At 63.9% G+C, this 922-nt stretch carries 1 protein-coding gene; it reads left to right on the forward strand.

Annotated elements, in window-relative coordinates:
• Positions 1 to 80: 80 nt before the first annotated feature.
• The coding region (locus QM806_RS40875; protein WP_283295041.1) for a transposase at positions 81 to 922 on the forward strand (842 nt) is incomplete at its 3' end.

Here is a 922-nt window from a genome sequence, read left to right on the forward strand (position 1 = left end):
TTCGCTGCGCTCGTCATTCATCATCGCGTCCGTAAATAGCAGACACGCTCTAGTCGGCTAGGGGAGGCGGTGGGTGCGAGGTGAAACGGATTGTGGTGGTCAAGCTCGTACCCACTGCTGATCAGTTTGCGGCGCTGGAGTCGACTTTGGTGTTGTGCAATGAGGTTGCCAACGAGGTTGCCGGGGTGGCTCAGTCGAGGGGACTGCGGTCGCGGCGGGCGTTGCAGGTCGCGCTGTATCCGAAGGTGAAGACGCGGGGGCCGTCGGCGCAGCCGGCGTTGCATGTTCTGCGGAAAGTGGCCGACGCGTACGCCACCCGGCAGGCGAACCTGACCAACGGAAACTACGGTCGGCCGGGGTCGACCCGGTATACGGCGGTGGCCGGTACCGCGGTCGCATTCCGGCCATATGCTGCCCAACCGTTCGACGACAGGTGCCTGTCGTGGCAAATGGACGTATCGACCGTGTCGATCTGGACCACGGCTGGGCGGATGCGGGGTGTGCGGTTCGTGTGTGCGCCGTGGCAACGCACACTTCTTGCTGCCCGCAAGGGTGAAACGGACCTCGTCTACCGCGACGGGCACTTCTACCTGCACGCCACCGTCGACGAACCGTCACCGAAACCGGCCCCGCCGCCGGACACCGCCGAAGGCTGGTTGGGTGTGGATCTGGGGATCGTGAACCTCGCTGTCACCACAGATGACGATCCGGCCACCCTCGACGTGCGGTGGTCCGCCGGGGCGGTGACTGCGCGCCGGAAGAAGAACGCCGCCCTGCGCGCGAGTTTGCAACGAGTCGGCACGAAATCGGCGAAACGGAAATTGAAGGCGCGGCGACGAAAGGAACAGCGGTTCGCCACCGATATCAACCATCAACTGTCGAAAACTATTGTTGCCAAGGCACAACGCACCGGTCGTGGGAT

Origin of the sequence: Rhodococcus sp. IEGM 1351 (assembly GCF_030056875.1) — a bacterium.
GTDB classification, from domain to species: domain Bacteria; phylum Actinomycetota; class Actinomycetes; order Mycobacteriales; family Mycobacteriaceae; genus Rhodococcus_F; species Rhodococcus_F opacus.